Origin of the sequence: Rhodococcus sp. TAF43 (genome assembly GCF_052113525.1) — a bacterium.
Lineage (GTDB): Bacteria > Actinomycetota > Actinomycetes > Mycobacteriales > Mycobacteriaceae > Prescottella.
On record NZ_JBFRDL010000006.1, the window covers coordinates 1 to 20642 of the forward strand.

Annotated in this window: 15 protein-coding genes, 1 tRNA gene and 1 pseudogene; 7 read left to right on the forward strand and 10 right to left on the reverse strand. The window is 69.2% G+C overall.

All coding sequences use genetic code 11. The annotated features are described in order from the left end of the window. Positions 1-1001 (forward strand): annotated as a pseudogene (locus AB4Z09_RS05845) (thioesterase domain-containing protein); the annotation flags it as partial. 258 nt (positions 1002-1259) lie between these two features. On the opposite strand, the gene AB4Z09_RS05850 reads toward AB4Z09_RS05845, so the two are convergent. The 4 genes from AB4Z09_RS05850 to AB4Z09_RS05865 form a co-directional block, all read right to left on the reverse strand. Further along, entirely contained in the window at positions 1260-2168 is a 909-nt protein-coding gene (locus AB4Z09_RS05850) for a TIGR03564 family F420-dependent LLM class oxidoreductase (protein WP_442239342.1), read from the reverse strand. 133 nt (positions 2169-2301) lie between these two features. Further along, a complete protein-coding gene (locus AB4Z09_RS05855; RefSeq protein WP_114721997.1) occupies positions 2302-2778 on the reverse strand; it encodes an Rv2732c family membrane protein in 477 nt (158 codons plus the stop codon). Beyond that, entirely contained in the window at positions 2775-4259 is a 1485-nt protein-coding gene (locus AB4Z09_RS05860) for a PepSY-associated TM helix domain-containing protein (protein ID WP_174911836.1), read from the reverse strand. The genes AB4Z09_RS05855 and AB4Z09_RS05860 overlap by 4 nt, the downstream gene beginning before the upstream one ends. 180 nt (positions 4260-4439) lie before the next feature. Then, complete coding sequence (locus tag AB4Z09_RS05865; protein WP_442239343.1) at positions 4440-4976, reverse strand: hypothetical protein; 537 nt, start codon at positions 4974-4976, stop codon at positions 4440-4442. A gap of 140 nt (positions 4977-5116) precedes the next feature. Between AB4Z09_RS05865 and AB4Z09_RS05870 the strand changes: the two genes are divergently transcribed. Next, a complete protein-coding gene (locus AB4Z09_RS05870) occupies positions 5117-6760 on the forward strand; it encodes an acyl-CoA synthetase (protein ID WP_442239344.1) in 1644 nt (547 codons plus the stop codon). Positions 6761-6820: 60 nt separating this feature from the next. Here the strand turns inward: AB4Z09_RS05870 and AB4Z09_RS05875 are convergent. After that, positions 6821-6897, reverse strand: a tRNA-Met gene (locus AB4Z09_RS05875). A 452-nt stretch (positions 6898-7349) separates the two neighbouring features. Here AB4Z09_RS05875 and AB4Z09_RS05880 point away from each other — a divergent pair. Then, the gene (locus tag AB4Z09_RS05880) at positions 7350-7925 is read left to right on the forward strand and encodes a transglycosylase family protein (RefSeq protein ID WP_114721993.1); all 576 of its coding nucleotides are present in this window, start codon (positions 7350-7352) and stop codon (positions 7923-7925) included. A gap of 81 nt (positions 7926-8006) precedes the next feature. On the opposite strand, the gene AB4Z09_RS05885 is transcribed toward AB4Z09_RS05880, so the two are convergent. Continuing rightward, complete coding sequence (locus tag AB4Z09_RS05885) at positions 8007-10934, reverse strand: UPF0182 family protein (RefSeq protein WP_442239345.1); 2928 nt, start codon at positions 10932-10934, stop codon at positions 8007-8009. Positions 10935-11162: 228 nt separating this feature from the next. Between AB4Z09_RS05885 and AB4Z09_RS05890 the strand changes: the two genes are divergently transcribed. Next, a complete protein-coding gene (locus AB4Z09_RS05890) occupies positions 11163-11747 on the forward strand; it encodes a PPA1309 family protein (RefSeq protein WP_258557888.1) in 585 nt (194 codons plus the stop codon). Between the two features lie 64 nt (positions 11748-11811). Here AB4Z09_RS05890 and AB4Z09_RS05895 read toward each other — a convergent pair whose 3' ends face one another. Then, positions 11812-12855, reverse strand: a complete 1044-nt coding sequence (locus AB4Z09_RS05895) for a YlbL family protein (RefSeq protein WP_442239346.1) — start codon at positions 12853-12855, stop codon at positions 11812-11814. Between the two features lie 112 nt (positions 12856-12967). On the opposite strand from AB4Z09_RS05895, the gene AB4Z09_RS05900 reads away from it, so the two are divergent. Then, positions 12968-14407 carry a zinc-dependent metalloprotease gene (locus tag AB4Z09_RS05900; RefSeq protein WP_442239347.1) on the forward strand — a complete coding sequence of 480 codons (1440 nt, stop codon included), beginning with the start codon at positions 12968-12970 and terminating at the stop codon, positions 14405-14407. Here the strand turns inward: AB4Z09_RS05900 and AB4Z09_RS05905 are convergent. After that, entirely contained in the window at positions 14404-15006 is a 603-nt protein-coding gene (locus AB4Z09_RS05905) for a M48 metallopeptidase family protein (RefSeq protein WP_442239348.1), read from the reverse strand. The genes AB4Z09_RS05900 and AB4Z09_RS05905 overlap by 4 nt on opposite strands. 158 nt (positions 15007-15164) lie before the next feature. Here AB4Z09_RS05905 and AB4Z09_RS05910 point away from each other — a divergent pair, with 158 nt between their 5' ends. Both AB4Z09_RS05910 and AB4Z09_RS05915 read left to right on the forward strand, forming a co-directional pair. Beyond that, positions 15165-16058, forward strand: a complete 894-nt coding sequence (locus tag AB4Z09_RS05910; protein WP_174911856.1) for a hypothetical protein — start codon at positions 15165-15167, stop codon at positions 16056-16058. Positions 16059-16065: 7 nt separating this feature from the next. Continuing rightward, positions 16066-17427 carry an ABC1 kinase family protein gene (locus tag AB4Z09_RS05915; protein ID WP_114721987.1) on the forward strand — a complete coding sequence of 454 codons (1362 nt, stop codon included), beginning with the start codon at positions 16066-16068 and terminating at the stop codon, positions 17425-17427. 86 nt (positions 17428-17513) lie between these two features. Here the strand turns inward: AB4Z09_RS05915 and AB4Z09_RS05920 are convergent, their stop codons facing one another. Together AB4Z09_RS05920 and AB4Z09_RS05925 are read right to left on the reverse strand one after the other, a co-directional pair. Then, the gene (locus AB4Z09_RS05920) at positions 17514-17849 is read right to left on the reverse strand and encodes a WhiB family transcriptional regulator (protein ID WP_397484712.1); all 336 of its coding nucleotides are present in this window, start codon (positions 17847-17849) and stop codon (positions 17514-17516) included. 505 nt (positions 17850-18354) lie between these two features. Continuing rightward, positions 18355-20517: an ATP-dependent DNA helicase UvrD2 gene (locus AB4Z09_RS05925; RefSeq protein ID WP_442239349.1), complete on the reverse strand. Its 2163-nt coding sequence runs from the start codon at positions 20515-20517 to the stop codon at positions 18355-18357. Positions 20518-20642: the final 125 nt, after the last annotated feature.

Genomic DNA, 20642 nt, shown 5'->3' on the forward strand with positions numbered 1-20642 from the left:
CCGAGAAGTTGGCGGCCCGTCTGAGCGAGCGGTCCGGTGGCGAGATCACCGTCGACGACGTCCTCGACGCCGAGACCATCGAGCAGTTGGCCGAGACGGTGCGTCAGCATCTCGAGGACGGTCTGAAGATCGACGGTCTGGTGCGCACGCTGCGTCCTCGCGCCGAGGGTTCGGATGCGGTGCCGGTGTTCGTGTTCCATCCGGCGGGTGGTTCGACGGTGGCGTACGAGCCGCTGCTCAAGCGTCTGCCCGCGGACACCCCGATTTTCGGCCTGGAGCGGGTCGAGGGCCCGCTCGAGGAGCGCGCCAAGGTGTATGCGCCACTCCTCAGGCAGATGCAGGGCGACGGCCCGTACGTGCTGTACGGCTGGTCCTTCGGCGGAGCACTGGCGTATGCCGTGGCGAAACAGCTTCGACAGGATGGCGCCGACGTGCGGATCGTCGGACTGATCGACACCGTCATGCCCGGCGAGAAGGTCGAGAACACTCCCGACGAGATCCGGGCCCGCTGGCAGCGCTACGCCGCGTTCGCGAAGAAGACCTACAACCTCGACGCGCCGTTGCCCTACGACAAGCTGGCCGCCGCCGGCAGCGACGAGGAACAGATCGGGATCCTCATGGACCTGCTCAAGCTGAGCGGCACCACGATCCCCAGCGGCATCATCGAACACCAGCGCACGTCGTGGCTCGACAACCGGGCCGTTCCCAGCACCGACTTCGAAACCTACGACGGCGACGTGGTGCTCTACATGGCCAACACCTATCTCGACGACCAGATCGCACTCGAGCCCGCCTTCCGGACGCGGCGACCCGACGGCGGCTGAGGCGAGGCCGTGCAGAGTCTCGAGATCGTCCACGTCGACTGCGACCACATCCAGATCGTCGACGAACCGTACATAGCGAAGGTCGGTGCGGACCTGAGCAAGAAACTCGCGGCCATCGCGGGCACGCAGTCGCCCCGCCCTGAGCCGGCCGGCAGCAGATCGGCCGAGTCGGAGTAGCCACGCCCGGTTGGTGTTTCGATCCCCCGCCGCCTGGGCGGCGGGGGATCTCTGCCGTTCGGGCGGGAGTTACGACCCCTCGGTCCCGAACAGCGCGGACCCCATGTACGTGAAGCCCATGAAGGACTCCATCGAGCCCACCGAACCGGTCAGAAGATTGACGATCATGCGAGAGTTCCTTTCAGACAGACACAGTCGGGGTGATCACGGATCACCGGAACATACCGAGGGCACGAGCCGTGCGCAGTCGATCCGGTCCTACGCGCCGACGTACTCCCGTAGACACGACCCTGTTTCCGCCTGTTCGTTGTCGTCCCCGAAGACCCACGCCATGAACTCGGTCGCCCCGGCGTCGTGGAAGGCACGCAACCGATCGGAAACCTCACCGCGCGAACCGATCAGCGCGACGTCGGCCGGATCAGCGGCGCCCTCCTTGTCGAGCATCGCCCGGTACGACGGGGTGTTCGTGTAGGCGGCGAACCCCTCCCGGCACCGCTGCCGCGCCGCATCGACGTCGGCAGTCACACAGATCGGCAGGCCCACCACGATCCGCGGCGCGGGTCGGCCCGCGGCGGCCGCGGCCACGCTGATGGTCGGCACGATGTGCTCGGCCACGGTGCGGATCCCGGTCATCAGCGTCACCGTCCCGTCGGCGTGTTCGCCGGCCAGTCGCAGCATCGCCGGGCCGAGCGCCGCGAGCAACACCGGCGGCGCCGGAGTGTCGAAAGTGTCCAGCGGGCGCGGCAACTCGGCCCGGAGCCGGACACCGTCGAACTGCGTCCGTTCCCCGCGCAGTGACGGGATCAGCGCCGCCAGATAGTCGCGTGCCCACTGCACCGGACGCTCGAAGCTCAAACCCCACACGTCCTCGACGATGAAGCGGTGCGAGACCCCGAGGCCGAGCTGCAGCCGCCCACCGACCGCGGCCTGCGTCGTCAGCGCCGACGCGGCCAGCAGCAGCGGATGCGTCGGATGCGTGGGCAGTACCGCGGTCCCCAACCGGATCGACGATGTCCGTTCCCCCGCCAGCGCCAGGACGGTCAGCGCATCCCACCCGAAGATCTGCGGCACCCACGCCGCCGCCAGCCCGTCGGCCTCCACCCGCGCCACCCGCTCGACCACCTCGTCGAGCCGCACCGATGGCCACACCATCCGACCGATTTCCATCACCGATCACCTCGCCTTCCGACGCCGGGTCCGCAGCTGCAGTGTCCCAGCTCGAGGTCCGATCAGGAGTGGTTCCGGCACAACGAAAGCGCGGACCCCGCCGCCCGACGGCGACGGGGTCCGCGCTTTTCACTCACCGCTCCAGCAGGTTGCTCCGTCCGGCCACCACCGGAATCCACAGCACCGCCAGCACCGCCATCGCTGCCCACTCGACGAGCAGGCCGTAGCCGAGGCTGCCGGTGTGGGCGTCGCGGACGCTGTGCTGCGACCAGTACATCAACACCCCCAGGGCGGTCCCGACCGTCACGCCGGCCATCGCGACCCACGCGAAGACCCAGCGACGGGTCCACGCCGCCAGCGCGGACACCCCGATCCCGAACACCACCACGAACCAGGTGAACAGCCGAGCCAGCGCCGCGACCTCGTCATGCCCGCCGGCGAGCACGTTCCACGCCCGCAATCCGTCGACCTGCGGCGCGGCGAGCGCAATCAGCAGGATCATCACGGCGGCCGCGATGAACGGTCCGCGCCCGCGCGGATCGACCTCGCGCGCGACCCGCGCCTCGATCATGGACAACTCACGCCGCAGCAGCGACAGATCCTCGCTCATTCGGTCACGCCGGTCGATGCTCGTCTGCGTTGAAACACGACGACGACGATATCGACGGCCACGAATCCGATCAGGCTCAGCCCCAGCAGCGGCACGAACCATCCGACGAGTACGGTGCACGCCACCAGCGCGGCCGCGGCTGCCGGATGCAGGCCGCGGACGGCGCCACGGGTCGGCGGCCGACCCCACCGCTGCGCACCTCGCGTCGGTCGGCGCCGCCACCACATCGTGTACCCGAGCACGATCATCACGAGCAGCGCCGCCGCCAACGCCACCAGCACGATCTGATTCAGCAGCCCGAACAGGATGCCCATGTGCACCCCGATGCCCCAGAAGGTGAGCTTCGCGGCCAAGGGCCAGTCAGCGAACCGGGAGGTGTCGGTGATCTGGCCGGTGGCACCATCGACGGCCACCACGTCGGTGGCGAACTGCCACGGCTGCCGCGTCTGCGCGACGGTGAACGCGGTGTCCGGCGCGGACGGGATGGACGCCTCCACCGCGCCCGTCACGCCCGCGCCCGCGGCGACCGCGAGCACGTCGTCGAGCCGTCCGACGTTGGCGTCCAGCATGCCGCTCCCCGCAGCGGGGGCCTCGTGCCCGCCATGGCCGTCGTGCCCACCTGCCGGCGCAGTGTCGGTGGCGCCCAGCTTCTTCGACACCGACGGAGTGGTCCAACCGAGCGAGGTGCGCAGGTCGGTGACGTGCTCACCGGCGTACTTCGACCAGGTCAGACCGGTCGCGGACAGGAACACCAGGCCCACCGCGATCCACAACCCGATCGCGCCGTGCCAGCCGAGTGCGCGATTGCGGCCGCGTGCACCGTGTTTCACCGTCCACAGCCGGGGTGTGGCCGCGCCGGCTCGCGCCCGCGCCGTCCGGTACCGCCGCACCCACAGGTAGACCCCGCCGAGGGCGATCACCCACAGCCACGACGCCGCCAGTTCGCTGTAGATGCGACCCGGCTCACCGAGGTGCAGGTGCCGGTGCAGCTGCGAGATCCACGTCCGCATCGGCAGGGCGCTACTGCTGCCGTAGACGACTAGTTCGCCGACCGGCCGCGCGGTGACCGGATCCACGAAGACCGCCAGCCGCTCCGACTCGCCCAGCGTGGGATCGGTGAACAACACCCGGGTGGTGTCCCCTGACTCGACGGCCGGGCGGACCGCCGACACCGCCAGATCGGGCCGCTGCGCCCGGGCCGCCTCGACTTGGTCGCTGACCGGTGCGGCCGGTCCGGTCGTCTCGACGTGCAGGTAGTCGCGGTAGACGAACTGCTCGAGAGTGGGAGCGACGGCGTACAGACCACCGCTGACGGCGGCGACGATCAGGAACGGCGCCACCAGGATGCCGGCGTAGAAGTGCAGCCGCAGGACCAGCCGGCGCAGCGCACCCGGCGGCGACGAGTCCTTCGAGTCGGACTCGGCGGACGGATCGTTCGGAAGATGCGCAGGGGTGATCCCCACGCTCTCGGGAGCATTCATCACAAAGGCTCTTTCCCTGAAGAGGTTTCGGTTCGGCGCACGCGGACCACGCGGTTCACGCGGGTCTCCGGAGGTGGCGCCGAGAAAGACACGCCGATCACGCCCGGCACGAGAGGTGACCGGGCGTGGACAGCGGTGAAGGTGAGAGCCGACGCGGGCACGCGAGGGTGCGCGCGGCGGCTACCGGGAAAGAGCCGGAGGTCCCCGTGTGCCGCCGGCCGACCGGGTGATCCAACCGATCGTGGGGTCGAGACGACGGACGACGGTGGGCGTCCACCGTCGGACGTCCGGGACGGGCGGCGCCGACAGCACCGCGACGACGATGCGCAGCACCGACGTGATCACGCCCAGCAGCGCGCGCTCGGCGGCCCGGATCAGCATCGCGCCGACCACCGTGGCCGCCGCGTGCGCGGCGAGCATCTGCGGCGTCAGGTGCAGACCGTGACCGTGGTCGGATGCCAGAGTGAGCGTGAGGTGCCCGATGCCCTGACCGGCCGCGAGCACAGCACCGAGGAACAGCAACGGATGCCCCACGGTTCGTGCCGACGCGGTGATCGCACCCACCACGGCGCTGCCGGCCAGGAGTAGCACCACTGCCTGCTCACTGGGGACGGCGACCCCGCCGCCGAGTCCGTGCGCGGCGATACTGACCGCGCCGGACGCCGATCCGACGAACATGCCGCGCGTGCGCGCGACACCATCGGTCCGGGAATTCACCCCGAGAGATTAGCGCCTACTACAGCGGCTAGTACACACGTCGGGAGCAGCGCACCGGACCAATCACCCCACTGTGATGTGCATCACCATTAGGCTGGGGCTGCCCACAGGTAGACCGACGTCGCTCTTTGGGGGTAACCATGCAGGACGCACTGACGAAGATCACCGACACACTCAGCGCGGTGCGGGTGATGGCGCGCTCCGGCCTCATCCCGTTCCCACGCGTCGACGAGGGCGTCGGAGTGCTGTTGGCCGTCAGCAAGTACGGGCCGTTCGCGGGATCCGTCCACGCCCACGCCGCCCAGGGCCACGGTCGCGTCGCGATCATCGACGAACGCGGTCCACTCACGTACCGGCAACTCGAGGAACAGTCCAACGCGCTGGTTCGGGCATGGCAGGCCGAGGGCATCGGCGTCGGCTCCTGCGTCGGCGCCATGTGCCGCAACCACCGCGGCCTCATCCTCACGATGCTCGCCGCGGCGAAGAGCGGGGTGCGTCTGGTCATGATGAACACCGGCTTCGCCCGCCCCCAACTGGTCGACGTCGCGGCGAGGGAGGGCGTGCACCACTTCGTCTTCGACAGCGAGTTCGCCGACATCGCCGACGCGCTGCCCTCCGACGTCACCCCGTTCCTGTCGTGGGTGGACCAGGCGCCGCCCACTCCCCCGGCCGAGACACCGCTGCGCGCCCTCGACGCCCTCATCGCCGGGCAGTCCACCGAACCGGTGCCCGCGCCGAAGGACCACGGCGTCTTCATCCTGCTCACCAGCGGAACAACGGGCACCCCCAAGGGCGCGCCCCGCGGGCGCACGTCACCGTTCGTCACCGCACAGTTCCTCGATCGAATCCCGTTGCGCCCCAAGCAGACCATGCTGATGACCGCGCCCGCATTCCACGGCACCGGCATCTCGCAACTGGGCCTGGGCCTGGCACTCGAGAACACCGTCGTCATGCAGCGTCGCTTCGACCCCGAGACCACCGTCCGCCTGCTCGCCGAACACCACGCCGACACCATGGTGCTGGTGCCGACCATGCTGCAGCGGATCATCGATCTCGGCCCTGAGGTGCTCTCGAAGTACGACACCTCCTCACTGAAGGTGATCTTCGCGGCCGGTTCGGCCATCGCCCCCGACCTGTCCATCCGCACCCAACAGGCGTTCGGGAAGGTGCTCTACAACTTCTACGGCTCCACCGAGGTCGCCGCCGTCACCATCGCCACCCCCGACGACCTCGAGCGCGCGCCCGGCACCGCCGGACGCGTGCCGGCCACCTGCCACATCGCGCTGATCGACGACGACGGCAACAAGATCACCGAACCCGACGTCGTCGGCCGCATCTTCGCCAAGAGCGGACTGAGCTTCGAGGGCTACACCGACGGCCGCGACAAGCAGCGCATCGACGGCATGCTCTCCACCGGAGACGTCGGGCACTTCGACCGCGACGGCCTGCTGTTCGTCGACGGCCGCGACGACGACATGATCGTCTCCGGCGGCGAAAACGTGTACCCGCTCGAGGTGGAGAACCTCATCACCGAACGCCCCGACGTCCTCGAGGCCGCGGTGATCGGCGTCGAGGACGACGAGTTCGGCCACCGCCTGCGCGCGTTCGTCGTGCCCGCGGCGTCGTCGGCGCGGGACGCGAGCGAGATCCGCACGCACGTGAAGTCGAACCTGGCCCGCTACAAGGTGCCGCGCGACGTCGTCTTCATCGAGGAGTTGCCCCGCAACGCCACCGGCAAGCTTCTGCGCCGGGTGCTGATCGAGATGGAAGTCGAGCCCGAGTAACACTCCGGGACACACAAAAGCGAAGAACCCCCGTCCAGAATCCGGACGGGGGTTCTTCATTGGTAGCGGGGACAGGATTTGAACCTGCGACCTCTGGGTTATGAGCCCAGCGAGCTACCGAGCTGCTCCACCCCGCGTTGCATGAACGAAGTTACACGAGCCGGGGAACGGAAGGCAAATCGCCTGCGGCAGGACCGAATCGAGTGTCCGGCAATCCGAGATTGCACCCGCGGTCGTGACGCAGTTCACGAAAACCCGGTAATCCATCTCACATAACGCGCATGTAACGCTCCGGCCGCGATACGGCAACGGGCCGTCACGACCTGCGGAAACGCGCCGACCGCCGGCCGGGAAACGGGTCGACCGGCCCGTTTCATCGAGGTGACCGGCCGCGGATCACTGACGTACGTTCGTGATCAGCTCGTGATGTTCGAGTGGAGGACCGACCCGCCGCTGCCAGCTCTGCCCCCGCGGGATCGGACACAACCAAACCCTTCGAGGGGCAGGGACGCGAAAGATCGCACGCCCGGGAAGACGACCACGTCGCCCGCAGGCCGCTCGCGTCGGCGCAGGAGAGGATCCACCCCGCATGACCAACGTCAGCTTCAGTAAGCGCGCCCTCGGCTGGGCCGCCATGACCGGCGCCCTCGTCGCCGTCCCGTTCGGCCTGTCGACCGGCACCGCCTCCGCCGCCACCCACAACTGGGACGGCGTCGCGCAGTGCGAGAGCGGCGGCAACTGGGCCATCCACACCGGCAACGGCTACTCCGGCGGCCTGCAGTTCTCGCAGAGCACCTGGACCGCCAACGGCGGCACCGGCTCACCGCACAACGCGTCCAAGGAAGAGCAGATCCGCGTCGCCGAGAACACCCTCGCCTCGCAGGGCCCCGGCGCCTGGCCCACCTGCGGCCAGTACCTGACCGAGGCCGCCCCCGAGCCCGCTCCGGCACCCGCACCCGCACCGATCGCCGAGCCCGTCCCGGCCCCCGCCGTCGTCGGCCAGGTGCCCGCGGAGTGGCGCGTCGCCGCCGCCGGATACGTGGACCAGGCCCTGCAGGTCGCCGGCGACACCGCCGCCCAGCACGGCTACGCCGACCAGTTCCAGCAGCTCCTCGATCAGCACGGCAGCACCATCGCCGACGTGAAGGCCGCGCTCACCAACTAGGCCCGCAAGCTGAAGGGACCCTTCGCGCGCTCGCAGCGCACGAAGGGTCCCTTCAGCTCGTCTCGGGTCGGGATCTACCGATCAGCGACCGGCCGTCTGGTAGTCCTGAACAGCCTTCTGCAGCCGGTCGAGCGCGTCACCGTAGGCCTTGAAGTCGCCGCCCTGCTGCGCAGTCTGCAGATTCTTCAGCGCCGCATCCAGTTCCGCGACCGCGGCCTCCTTGTTCGGGGCCTGGCCGCCCTGCGGCGGTGCCGGCGTCGGCGTGGTCGGGGCAGTCTGCCCGTTCTGTTCCGGCTGGGACGGACCCTGTTCGCCGCTCGGCGCCGTGGCCACGTTCCCGGTCCCGGAGCCGAACACCTGATCCAGGGCCTCCGCCAGCGTCGGCGCGTAGCCGACCCGGATGCCCGTCGTGTCGGTGAAACTGACCAGGACGCGCGCCAACTGCGGGAAGGCATTGGCCGAGTTGCGCTGCGTGTACAGCGGTTCGACGTACAGGATGCCGCCGTCCGCGATCGGCAGCGTCAGCAGGTTGCCGTAGATGAGCTTGTTGGACTGCTTGAGCAGCGACAGTTCGCTCGCCACTCGCGGATCCGACGTCATCGCCGACTGCGCCTGCTGTGGGCCCTGTGTCTGGGTGTTCGTCGGCAACTGCAACACCCGGAACTTGCCGTAGTTCTCCGGGTCCGACTGCACCGAGATATAGGCGGACAGCAACTCACGCTGGTAGCCCACCATCGGGCTGGTCAGCACGAACTGCGGCTTCGCGGTATCCGGGTTGCCGGACAGCACGTAGTACGGCGGCTGGTTCTTGTCGGTATCCACCGTCGGATCACTGGGCACCGACCAGAACGCGTTGTTACTGAAGAACTCGCCCGGATCGTCCACGTGGTACTTCGCGAGCATCTCGCGCTGGACCTTGAACAGATCCTCGGGGTAGCGGAAGTGCGCACGCAGGTCGTCGGTGACCGCGGACTTGGGCTGCACCGAGTCCGGGAACACCCCCATCCACGCCTTGAGCACCGGGTCCTGGTCGTCCACCTGGTACAGCGTGACGGTGCCGTCGTACGCGTCGACGGTCGCCTTCACCGAATTCCGGATGTACGAGACCTCCTTCTTCGGCAGCATCCGTCCCGTTGCCTGGTTGGTGCTGTCCTGCACCAATCCCTCGAGCGACGAACGCTGCGCGTACGGGTAGTTGTCGAGCGTGGTGTACCCGTCGACGATCCACTGCATGCGCCCGTTCACCACGGCCGGGTACACGGTGCCGTCCGTGGTGAGCCACGGCGCCACCTTGTTGACGCGCTCCGCCGGGTCGCGGTTGTAGATGATCTTCGAATCCGACCCGATGGCACCGGAGAACAGGATGTTGCGCTCGGTGTACTTGGCAGCGAAGGCAAGCCGGTTGAACCAGTTACCGATCCCGACGCCGCCCTCACCGGTGTAGGTGTACTTCTGCGAGTCGGTGTCGTATTCGCGCGGCGCGCTGCCGGGCGCGCCACCGACGATCGCGTAGTCCGCATCCGACGACGCGATGACCGGGCCGTAATAGGTGCGAGGGTTCTCGACCTCGAGCGCCGGGTCCGCCGGCTTGGTCTCCAGGTCGCTGACGCTGTAGATCGGGTAGCCGCCGGTGTTGTTCTGGGTGTCACCGCTGACCGCCGTCACCTGGTTGGCGTAGGCCGCGACGAAGCCGTTGCCGTGCGTGTAGACGGTGTGCTTGTTGATCCAGTCTGTCTGGTTGCCCTGCAGACTCGACGGGGACAGCTCACGCGCCGCGACCACGAAGTCACGCAGCTCACCGTTCATCTCGTAGCGGTCGATGTTGAGGGACTTCGGGAATCCGTAGAAGTTCTTCAACTGCTGCTGCGCGGTGAACGTGGGCGAGAGGACGTTGGGGTCGAGCAGACGCGTGTTCGCGATCGTCGTGACGTCCGCCGGCACGTCCTTGGGCTGCTTCTTCGTCGAGCCCGGGTAGGGCACGTATTCGACGGTCTCGTCGGTGATCCCGTACGCCTGCCGGGTGGCCGCGATGTTCCGTTCGATGTACGCGCGTTCCTTGTCGGCCGCGTTCGGCTTGACCGAGAACTGCTCGACGATCAGCGGGTACACCGCACCGACCAGGATCGACGAGAACACCAGCAACACCACTGCCATCGCCGGGATGCGCAGGTCGCGCAGGAAGATCGCCGCGAAGAACGCGATGGCACAGATGATCGCGATCGCCATCAGGATCAGTTTGGCCGGCAGGACCGCGTTGATGTCGGTGTAACCGGCACCGGTGAACGTGGGCTCCTTACGACTACTGGAGAGCAGCGCGTACCGGTCGAACCAGTACGACACCGCCTTGAGCAGCACGAAGGTGCCCGCGAGGACCGCCAACTGCACCCGCGCCGACCGCGTCAGCGCGCCCTGACGGCCGCTGAGCCGCAGCCCGCCGAAGATGTAGTGCGTCACCAGGCTCGCGAAGAACGCGATGACCACCGCAACGAACAACCAGTTCAGGACGAACTGGTAGAACGGCAGGTCGAACGCGTAGAACCCGATGTCCTTGCCGAACTGCGGGTCGGTGATCCCGAACGAGGAGCCGTTGAAGAACATCTGCACGGTCGACCAGCTCGCCTGCCCGACCAGACCCGCGAACAGGCCGATCACGACCGGAATGCCGATCCCGAACAGCTTCTGGCGGGTCATCACCGCAGTGCGGTACCGCGCCACGGGATCGTTCGCGCCCGGCGAGGGCAGGAACATCGGCCGGGACCGGTAGGCCAGCAGCAACGCCAGCCACACGATCGCGCCGACGACCAGCCCGACGATCAGGAACAACGCGATCCGGGTGATCAGTACCTTGCTGAACACAGTCCGGAAGTCGACCTCACCGAACCACAGCCAGTCGGTATAGATGTCGATGAATCGAGGGCCGACCAGCAACAGTGCTGCGGCGACCAACGCCAGAACCAGCAGCACACGTGTGCGTTTCGACAACGAAGGTAAACCGGCGGGGGGCCGCATGCCCACTTGCCACTCTCCCAACAATCCGGCGACGCCTTCGCGCCGCAGCCAATGGCACCGTCCAGCGTCACCTGGGAGTGACCGTTTCGTCCCACTCTACGTAACCGACCGGCCATGTCGCGCCAGCGACCGAGCCGCGCCTCCGTTACGCCATGGTGCAAGGATAAGGACGTGATCGATAGCGATGGCGGGTTCTACGGGGATCACTTCCCCGGGAACGGCGCGAATGTGAGCCTGTCCAGCGAGTCTTTGAGCCGATGTGTGCAGGAAGTGGTGGAGTTCGTCGACGCCGGCGGCTGGGGTCAGCCGCCCACGATGTTCGCGATCGTCCCCACCGCACTGGTCGCCGCGGCCGAGCCCGCGCTGCTCGATCAGCTCGCCGACGGCGCCGAACTGACGCCGATCGAGCAGGCCGCACTGCCCGACGACGTCGAAGGCGGCTCCCCCGCACTCGACGAGTTCCTCGCCACGACCAGCTGGCCGTCGGAGGTGGTCGGCTGCGCCCTGGTCCAGGAGATCATCGTCCTGCCGCCCGACGCCGAGTCCGACCTCGACGATGCGCTCACGCCGCTACTCGCCGACCGGCACGCCGCCGACGCGGCCGCGCGGGCAGCCGCCGAATCCCATCCGGAGCGCCGCGAGGCCCGGCTGATCGCCGCTGTCCTGCGCGACGGTCCGTCGCTGGCGCTGCTCCAGATGCGCCCGGACGAGGACAGCGACCCGTACGAGGGCATCGAGCTGCTCACCTACGACAACCTGGCACCGAACCTGGTCGGCGCGCTGTACGCGACGCTCGACGCCACCGAGGATTAACGAGGATCGAGCGGCCTGAACGGGCTGGACAGTCCAGGCCGCCCGAGCCGCGCCGCCGGGCCACTCAGCAGCTCGGGGCGGTGCCGCCGGTGTTGATCGCGGCGAGGGCGTCGATGGCACCGCTCAGGGTCTCGACCTTCACCAGCGTCAGCCCGTCCGGCTTGTTCGCGAGAGCCTCGTCGCAGTTCTTGGCGGGGACCAGGAACGTCGTCGCGCCCGCCTCCTCGGCCGCGGTCAGCTTGTACGGGATGCCGCCGATCGGTCCCACGTCGCCGTCGGGGTCGATCGTGCCGGTACCGGCGACGAACTTGCCGCCGTTGAGTTCGCCGGGGCTGAGCTTGTCGACGACGGCGAGGCTGAACATCAGACCGGCCGAGGGGCCACCGATGTCGGCGAGGTTGAAGTCGATCGTGAACGGCACGTTCGGCACCTCCTTGGCACCGACGCCGAGATAGCCGCGGTTCGCGTCCTCGGCGGAAGCTCCGTCGGCCTGCGGCTTGGACCCGAGCGTGACCGGCGTCGTGGTCTCCACTCCGTCGCGCACGTACGTGATGTCGACGGTGGTTCCGGGCCCGGCGGCGCCGACCGCGTCCTGCAGTCCCTGCACGGTGTCGACCGGGGTAGCGCCGACGCGCAGCACCACGTCGCCCTCACGCAGCACACCGGCGGCCGGCCCGTTCGGGCCGACCGTCCCGATCTCCACCGCGACCGGCAGGTTCAGGTACCGCAGCGCCGCCAGTTCGGCGGCGTTCTCGGAGTTGGCGAACTGCGCGGCGTTCTCCTCCTGCACCTCGTCCTTCGACTTCTGCGGCGGGTACACCTCCTCGCGCGGCACCAGCCCCTGACGTCCGCTCGCCCACAGGCCGAGCGCGTCGAACAACGTGAGCTTGTCGCGCACCGCGACCGTCGTCATGTTGAGGTTTCCGCTGGTGGGGTCCACCGCGGTGCCCTCGATGTCGACCACCGGTTCGTCGTCCACCTCGCCGAGCGTGTTGAACGTCGGGCCGGGACCGAGCGCGACGAACGGCACCTTCACCGTCGTCCCGAGGACTCCCAGCGCCACGACCGGGGTCAACGCTGCCAGCAGGGTTACGATCCGTCGGTTCACCAGGCCCAGGATAGAGCGCCTGCGGTGACGACCCTCGGAACCCTCGGCGGTGTTCGCCGTGAGCGTGATCTCCGTACGGGCCATGCGCGGTCGCGCCTTGTACCGTTGAACTATGAGCGATCTGCCCTTTGGCTTCTCCAACTCCGACGACGACCCGGACCACAAGAAGGATCCGACGGGCCGCGAACAAGGCGGGGGTCAGGGTGGACCGGGAGGGATGCCGTTCGGCTTCGATCCGAGCGCCTTCGGCGCCGCCGGCGGACCCGGCGGTGGTGGTTTCGATCCGGCCGCGCTCGGCCAGATGCTCAGCCAGTTCGGCCAGATGCTCAGCGGCATGGGCAGCGCGATGGGCACCGGCCAGACCGGTCCCGTCAACTACGACATCGCGAAGAACCTCGCGCGCCAGCAGATGGGCACGATCACCCCCATCACCGAGGGCACCGCGTCGGCCGTCGCCGACGCCTCCCGCCTCGCCGAGCTCTGGCTGGACGGCGCCACGACGCTGCCGGCCGGCGCCACCCGGACCGTCGCATGGACGCCCAACGACTGGCTCGACGGCACCCTCGACACGTGGAAGCGCCTGTGCGACCCCGTCGCCGAGCAGGTCTCCGGCATGTGGGTCCAGGGTCTGCCCGAGGAAGCCCGCAACATGATCGGCCCGATGGCCGGGATGCTCACCCAGATGGGCGGACTCACGTTCGGCTCGCAGCTCGGTCAGGCACTGGGCCAGCTGTCGAAGGAGGTTCTCACCTCCACGGACATCGGGTTGCCCCTCGGCCCCGCAGGGACCGGCGCGCTGCTACCCGCCGCGATCGAGGCGTTCAGCGAGGGTCTCGAGCAGCCGCACCGCGAGGTGCTCGTCTTCATCGCCGCCCGCGAGGCCGCCTACCAGCGCCTCTACGCGCACGTGCCGTGGCTGCGGCAGCGTCTGCTCGCCACCGTCGAGGACTACGCGCGCGGCATCAAGATGGACTTCTCCGCGATCGAGGAGGCCGCACAGGGCCTCGACCCGTCCGCGCTGACCGACCCGTCGCAGATCGAGAAGATCCTGCAGCAGGGCGCCTTCGAGCCGCAGACCACGCCCGAGCAGAAGCAGGCACTCGAACGTCTCRAGACGCTGCTCGCGCTGGTCGAGGGCTGGGTGGAGACCGTCGTCACCGAGGCTCTCGGGGAACGGCTCCCCGGCGTCGCCGCCCTCACCGAGACCCTGCGCCGTCGCCGCGCCACCGGCGGGCCGGCCGAGCAGACGTTCGCAACCCTGGTCGGACTCGAACTGCGGCCCCGCAAGGTGCGCGAGGCCGCGCAGCTGTGGCGTCGACTCACTGCCGACACCGGCGTCGACGCCCGCGACGGCGTGTGGGCGCACCCGGACCTGTTGCCCGACTCCTCGGACCTCGACAACCCCGCCGCGTTCGTCGACCGGATCCTCGGCGGCGACTCGGGCACCTTCCACGACCCTATCGCGCAGCTCGAGCAGACCGAGGCCCGTGAGCGGGAAGAGAAGAACCGTGAGAGCGGCACCGGCACCACCGATACCGAGGGCGACTCCTAACCTGTAGGGCTCGCGATGTCGTCGGCGGCTGCGCAGTCGTCGACGACGTCCACCAGACCCGGCTGCCGGGTGACGACGGCGTACGCCTCCAGGTAGCCCATCGCGCGCTCCGTACGCGGGTAGCGGCGCACCTCGCTCCAGAACCGGTCGTTGTGCCCGCCCGCCACGTACAGGTGTACCAGTTCGTGGACCAGCACATAGTCCAGGACGTACGACGGCACCGTCCGCAGCAACTCGCTGACCCGGATGGTGCCGTCGGTGGGCGTGCACGACGCCCACCGGGTCTTCATCGACGGCACCCAGCGCACCGAGACCGGGGCCGCGGCGCCGCCCAGCCACCGCGCGGACAGCCGGGCGCACCGCTCGGTCAGCTCGACGTCGCTGCGTTCGGCCCGCGCCGCGGCACGGCGGTCGGCGCGCTCGAGCTTTCCGAGCATCTCCGCGACCAGGTCGGCCTCGGCCCTCTTCGACAGCCCGGTCGGCAYCAGCACGACCACCTTGTCGCCCTCGCGGCGCGCGCTCACCGTCCGTCGTCGGCGGGCGCTGCGCCGGATCTCGACCTCCGGCAGGTCGCCGTCGATACTCGCTGGCCCAGTCACGGGGCACCACGCTAGCGGCCCGCTCCGACACCGCCGTCGGCGCATTTCGGACGAATCCGCGCCGGCACCCGAAACCCCACGTCAACCTGCGTGCAGACCTGTGGACAACGCGTCCCGTGCGGGTGTTCGGCGGGCCCGGAGGTGAGATCGTCCCCCACATGACACGCGTATCCGTCGCGCGCACCAGCCGACCCGCACTCGATCCGCGGCTGCCCATCGTGATCCGTCCCAGCGGCCGCATCCAGATCGGCTGGGACCCCGACACCGCGCTGATCCTCACCCCACCCGAATCGGTCGAGCCGTCGGCGCTCGTCGCCGTGCTCCACCTGCTCGACGGCCGCACCTCCCGCCCCAACGTCGTGTGGCGCGCCGTCGAGCACGGCATCACGCCCACCGACATGTCGATGCTGCTCGCAGAGCTCGACGACGCCGGGCTGCTCCGGGCCTCGGTCCCCCGTGAGGACGCGCCCCCGGCCATCCGCGTCCACGGGCGCGGCCCGCTCGCGGACACGATCGCCACCGGCCTGGGGTCGGGCCGGGCCCGGGTGTCCCGATCCACCCACTTCACCGCCGACACCGACGTCACGCGGTGGAACTGCACGTGTGTGGTCCTCACCGACGATCTCATCGCCGACCCGCGCCTGGTGGAGGCGCTCCTCGACGCCCGCATCCCGCACCTGCAGGTGCGGCTGCGCGACGGCCGGGGCGTGGTGGGGCCTCTGGTCCTGCCGGGCAGCACCAGCTGCCTGCGGTGCGCCGACCTCACCCGCTGCGCCGCCGACGAGGAATGGCCGCACGTGGCGGCGCAACTGCTGGGCCGGGTCGGGCACGCGAGCCCGGCAACCGTCATGGCCACCGCCGCCGTCGCCCTCGGGCAGCTGGAGCTCGCGCTGTCGGGCGCGTCCCACCCGGTGCCCGCGAGCCTCGACGCGACCCTGGAGATCGACCTGGTCAGCCACCGATTCTCGGTCCGGCCGTGGCCACGGAACCCGCGGTGTGGATGCTCACGTTCGGCAATGTTCTTGGACGAACCCCCGAATCTTCGGCCATGATGGTCTGGTGCCCGACATTCCCCGCAGAAGCTCCGCCCGCACCGCCAAGCTCGCGAGCATTCCGCTGGGTATCGCCGGACGGGCCGCGATGGGCTTCGGCCGAAGGCTCGCCGGAGGCGACAAGGACGAGATCGACGCGCAGCTGACCGCGAAGGCCGCCGAGCAGCTGTTCACGGTGCTCGGCGAGCTCAAGGGCGGCGCGATGAAGCTCGGGCAGGCGCTCAGCGTGATGGAGGCCGCGATCCCCGAGGAGTTCGCGGAGCCGTACCGCGAGGCACTCACCAAGCTGCAGGCCGAGGCGCCCCCGCTGCCCGCGAAGCAGGTGCACCGGGTGCTGGACCAGCAACTGGGCACCAAGTGGCGCGAGCGGTTCGCCGAGTTCGACGACACCCCCACCGCGTCCGCCAGCATCGGCCAGGTCCACCGCGCCGTGTGGTCGGACGGTCGCGAGGTGGCGGTCAAGGTCCAGTACCCGGGTGCCGACGAGGCCCTGCGCGCCGACCTGAAGACGCTGTCCCGGTTCGCGGGCCTGTTCACCTCGGTGATGCCGGGTACCGACATCAAGCCGGTCCTCGACGAGCTCAGCGCCCGCACCGAGGAGGAACTGGACTACCGCATCGAGGCCGACAACCAGCGCGCGTTCGCGAAGGTGTTCGACGGCGACCCGAAGTTCGTGGTGCCGCACGTGGTGGCCAGCGCGCCGAAGGTGGTCGTCACCGAGTGGATGGCCGCGACCCCGCTGTCGGCGATCATCAGCAGCGGCACCACCGAGCAGCGCAACACCGCGGGCGCGCTGCTCGCGGAGTTCCACTTCGTCTCCCCCGCCCGCGTCGGACTGCTGCACTGCGATCCGCACCCCGGCAACTTCATGCTGCACGACGACGGACGTCTCGGGATCATCGACTTCGGCGCCACCGCGCCGATGCCGGAAGGGCTGCCGCCGGTGCTGGGCCGGATGGTGCGCCTGTCACTGAACGAGCAGTTCGACGAACTCACGGAACTGTTGCGCGACAACGGTTTCGTGCTACCCGGACGCACCGTCACCGATCAGGAGATCGCCGACTACCTGCGCCCGTTCACCGACCCGATCCGCACCGAGTCGTTCCACTTCACCCGCGCCTGGCTGCAGAAGGCCGCCGGAACCGCGACGGACTTCTCGAGTGCACAGTTCCGCACCGCCCGGGCGCTCAACCTGCCGGCCGAGTACGTGATGATCTTCCGGGTGCTACTCGGCTCCGTCGGCATCTGCGCACAGCTGGACGCCTACGCGCCGTACATGGCGATCCTCACCCGATGGCTGCCCGGGTTCACCGACGATCCTGGAAACGCCCCTGTCGACGATCTCACCGAGAGCCTCGACGGCGCGTAGGCCCCGATACCCGAGACTGCTGCGCCTCCGACCGTGCCCGTGGGCATCCGGAGATGGATGCCCACGGGCACGGTCGTTGCTCGCTGTCAGGCACACACCAGGGTCTTCCCGGGCGTCGGGCTCTTCCGTGGCCGACCTCGTGGCCTCTTGCGTGCGATGACGACTCCCTGATCGAAGATCTCACCGCCCCAGACACCCCACGGCTCGGCACGGTCGAGCGCCGCGCTCAGGCACCGGCTGCGGATCGGGCACTGCGCGCACAGCGACTTGGCCTGCTCCAGGTCGGCGGGTGTCTCGGCGAACCACAGGTCGGGGTTCCCGACTCGGCAGGGCAACTGCTCCCGGAGTGCCGAGCCGACGACTGACAATCCGTTCGAAACGGTGCTGTTCTCGGTCTGTACTCGGCATGTCACGGTAGACACGTCTTCTCCTCTGTTTCGTTCGCGTATTTCGTTCGCGGCTGGTGCCGGCTGTCGGGGTTTCGCGAACCGCGGGCGAAGGCCTGGAGCGATGAAGCTCGAAACACGAAGGCCACGGTTCGCTGTGCGATCCGTGGCCTCGGGAGGAAGGGCGGGAGTGCCTACCGAACGAGAGTTCGGTGCCTGCTCCTGGACACGGATGCGGGGGCTGCTGCTGCACGTGCTGCTGCGCGGATCTCTGCTGCGCGCAGACGGATGGCGTGCGGTGCGCTCGCCGCGTACCTCGCGGCGGCCTCTTCGGCTGCGGGGAGGTATGCGCATGCGAATGCGGGCACCGATGCACGTGCCGCAGTTGCGTTCCAGTCGTTCATCGTTGCCACCTCCCTTTCATCTCGTTGCCGACATTGTCACCGCACACGAGTCTCCCCGTGGCGTGCAGTCCAGAGTATGCAACCCGAACAGACCACACAAGTTATTTTTGACCTGCGGTTTTACCGCGACGTAGCCGTCATGTCAGATCCAGCGCCGGCGCCGGGCGCTCGCCGCGGACCACCGCGAGGACCTCCTCGCCGAACCGTTCGAGCTTCTTGGCCCCGATCCCAGGGATCGCGACGAGGGCCTGATCGTCCTTCGGCTGCTGCTCGGCGATCGCCGTCAGCGTGTTGTCGCTGAACACCACGTACGCGGGAACCTTCAGCTCGCGCGACTTCTCCCGGCGCCAGTCCTTGAGCGCCTCGAACAGCTCGAAGTCCAGGTTCGACGGGCACGCCTCGCAGCGTCCCAGCATGGTGGACGTGGTCCCCATCAGCTGCTTGCCGCACACCCGGCAGCGCGGACGCTGCTTGCGGGACGGCGGCGGGGCGGCGACCTTCGAGGCCGGAGAGTCGTCCGGGATCAGTCCGTGCAGGAACCGCGAGCGCCGGCGCGACTTGCGTCCGCCCTCGTTGCGGGCCAGCGCCCACGACAACGCCAGATGCTCCCGCGGGCGCGTCACACCCACGTAGAGCAGGCGCCGCTCCTCCTCCACCCCGGCCTCGTCGTCGGGCGACTTGGAGTCGCCGAGGACGTGCGCGATCGGCAGGGTGCCCTCGGTGAGCCCGACCAGGAACACCGCGTCCCATTCGAGGCCCTTCGCGGCGTGCAGCGAGGCCAGCGTCACGCCCTGCACGACCGGTGGGTGCCGGGACTCGGCGCGCGCCGCAAGCTCGGTCAGCAGCCCACCGAGCGTGAGCTGCGGGTCGTGCGCGAGCTGTTCCTCGGTGAGCGCCACCAGCGCGGTGAGCGATCCCCACCGCTCCCGCGCCTGCACACCGGCGGGTTCCTCGTCGGTGAGACCCAACGGGACGAGTACCGCCCGCACCAGGGTCACCAGCGATTCGCCGGTATCGGCGCCGTCGGGCAGATCGTCGCGGCCCGCCACCTGACGGAGCGCACTGATCGCCTGACGCACCTCCTGGCGGGTGAAGAATCCTTCGCCGCCGCGCACCTGGTAGGGGATTCCCAGCTCGGTGAGCGCCTGCTCGTGAACCTCCGACTGCGCGTTGATCCGGTACAGCACCGCGATCTCCGCCGGCTCGACACCCTTCTCGATGAGCTTCTTGATCTGCCGTGCCACCGCGGCGGCCTCGGCGGGCTCGTCGTCGTACTCGGCGAACGTGGGCTCCGGCCCCGACGGCCGCTGCCCGATCAGTTGGAGCCGGGTTCCGGCGATGCGTCCGCGCGCGGCGCCGATGACCCCGTTGGCGAGCGCGACGACCTCCGGCGTGGACCGGTAGTCCCGTTCGAGGCGGACGACGGTGGCGTCCGGGAACCGACGCGAGAAGTCCAGCAGGTACTTCGGGGTGGCGCCGGTGAAGGAGTAGATGGTCTGGTTCGCGTCACCGACGACGGTGAGGTCGTCACGGTCGCCGAGCCACGCGTCGAGCACGCGCTGCTGCAGCGGTGTCACGTCCTGGTACTCGTCGACGACGAAGCAGCGGTATCGGTCCCGGAACTCCTGCGCGACCGCGGAGTGCTCCTCGAGCGCGGCGGCGGTGTGCAGCAGCAGGTCGTCGAAGTCGAGCAGCATGCCGTCGTAGTTGCGGGCCTTGAGTTCCTCGTAGCCGGTGTAGACCGAGGCGACCTTGGCGGCGTCGGCCGGAATGTCGCGTCGGGCACGCGCGGCGGCCGCCGCGTAGTCCTCGGGTGCCACCAACGAGCCCTTGGCCCACTCGATCTCGCTCGCGAGGTCGCGGATCGATTCGGTGCTGGTGGACAGTCCCGCCCGGCTCGCGGCCTGCCCGACGATCTGGAACTTGCGGTCCAGGAGCTGCCAGTCGGTGTCGCCGATCACCTGCGGCCAGAAGTACTTGAGCTGGCGCAGGGCCGCAGCGTGGAATGTGCGGGCCTGCACCTGCGGGCCCCCGCCCCCGATGCCGAGGGCGCGCAGGCGTCCGCGCATCTCCCCGGCCGCACGCGCAGTGAACGTCACCGCCAGTACCTGCCCCGCCGACACGTGCCCGCCCGCGACGAGATGCGCGATCCGCCGCGTGATGGTCCGGGTCTTGCCGGTGCCGGCTCCCGCGAGGACGCAGACCGGGCCGCGCGGCGCGAGGACCGCGGCCGACTGCTGCGGATCCAGACCCTCGTCGGGCCGAGTTTCCGGGAAGGCATCCGCTGACATGCCGTCCATACTCTCAGGGCGCACCGACAGGGGCCGATCTCACCCGCTCGGATGTGACGTGCGCCCGCACGGGAACAGTCCGAACCGACCGTGGTGTTATAGGCGCCGTGACTACCGAAGCTCCCGCCCTGACC

Excerpts from the sequence above, each read along its gene's own strand:
- AB4Z09_RS05880 (WP_114721993.1), top strand. The coding sequence starts at position 7,350 with ATGACCAACGTCAGCTTCAGTAAGCGCGCCCTCGGCTGGGCCGCCATG.
- AB4Z09_RS05860 (WP_174911836.1), bottom strand. The coding sequence starts at position 4,259 with ATGAATGCTCCCGAGAGCGTGGGGATCACCCCTGCGCATCTTCCGAAC.
- AB4Z09_RS05870 (WP_442239344.1), top strand. The coding sequence starts at position 5,117 with ATGCAGGACGCACTGACGAAGATCACCGACACACTCAGCGCGGTGCGG.
- AB4Z09_RS05855 (WP_114721997.1), bottom strand. The coding sequence starts at position 2,778 with ATGAGCGAGGATCTGTCGCTGCTGCGGCGTGAGTTGTCCATGATCGAG.
- AB4Z09_RS05910 (WP_174911856.1), top strand. The coding sequence starts at position 15,165 with ATGACACGCGTATCCGTCGCGCGCACCAGCCGACCCGCACTCGATCCG.
- AB4Z09_RS05925 (WP_442239349.1), bottom strand. The coding sequence starts at position 20,517 with ATGGACGGCATGTCAGCGGATGCCTTCCCGGAAACTCGGCCCGACGAG.
- AB4Z09_RS05885 (WP_442239345.1), bottom strand. The coding sequence starts at position 10,934 with ATGCGGCCCCCCGCCGGTTTACCTTCGTTGTCGAAACGCACACGTGTG.
- AB4Z09_RS05850 (WP_442239342.1), bottom strand. The coding sequence starts at position 2,168 with ATGGAAATCGGTCGGATGGTGTGGCCATCGGTGCGGCTCGACGAGGTG.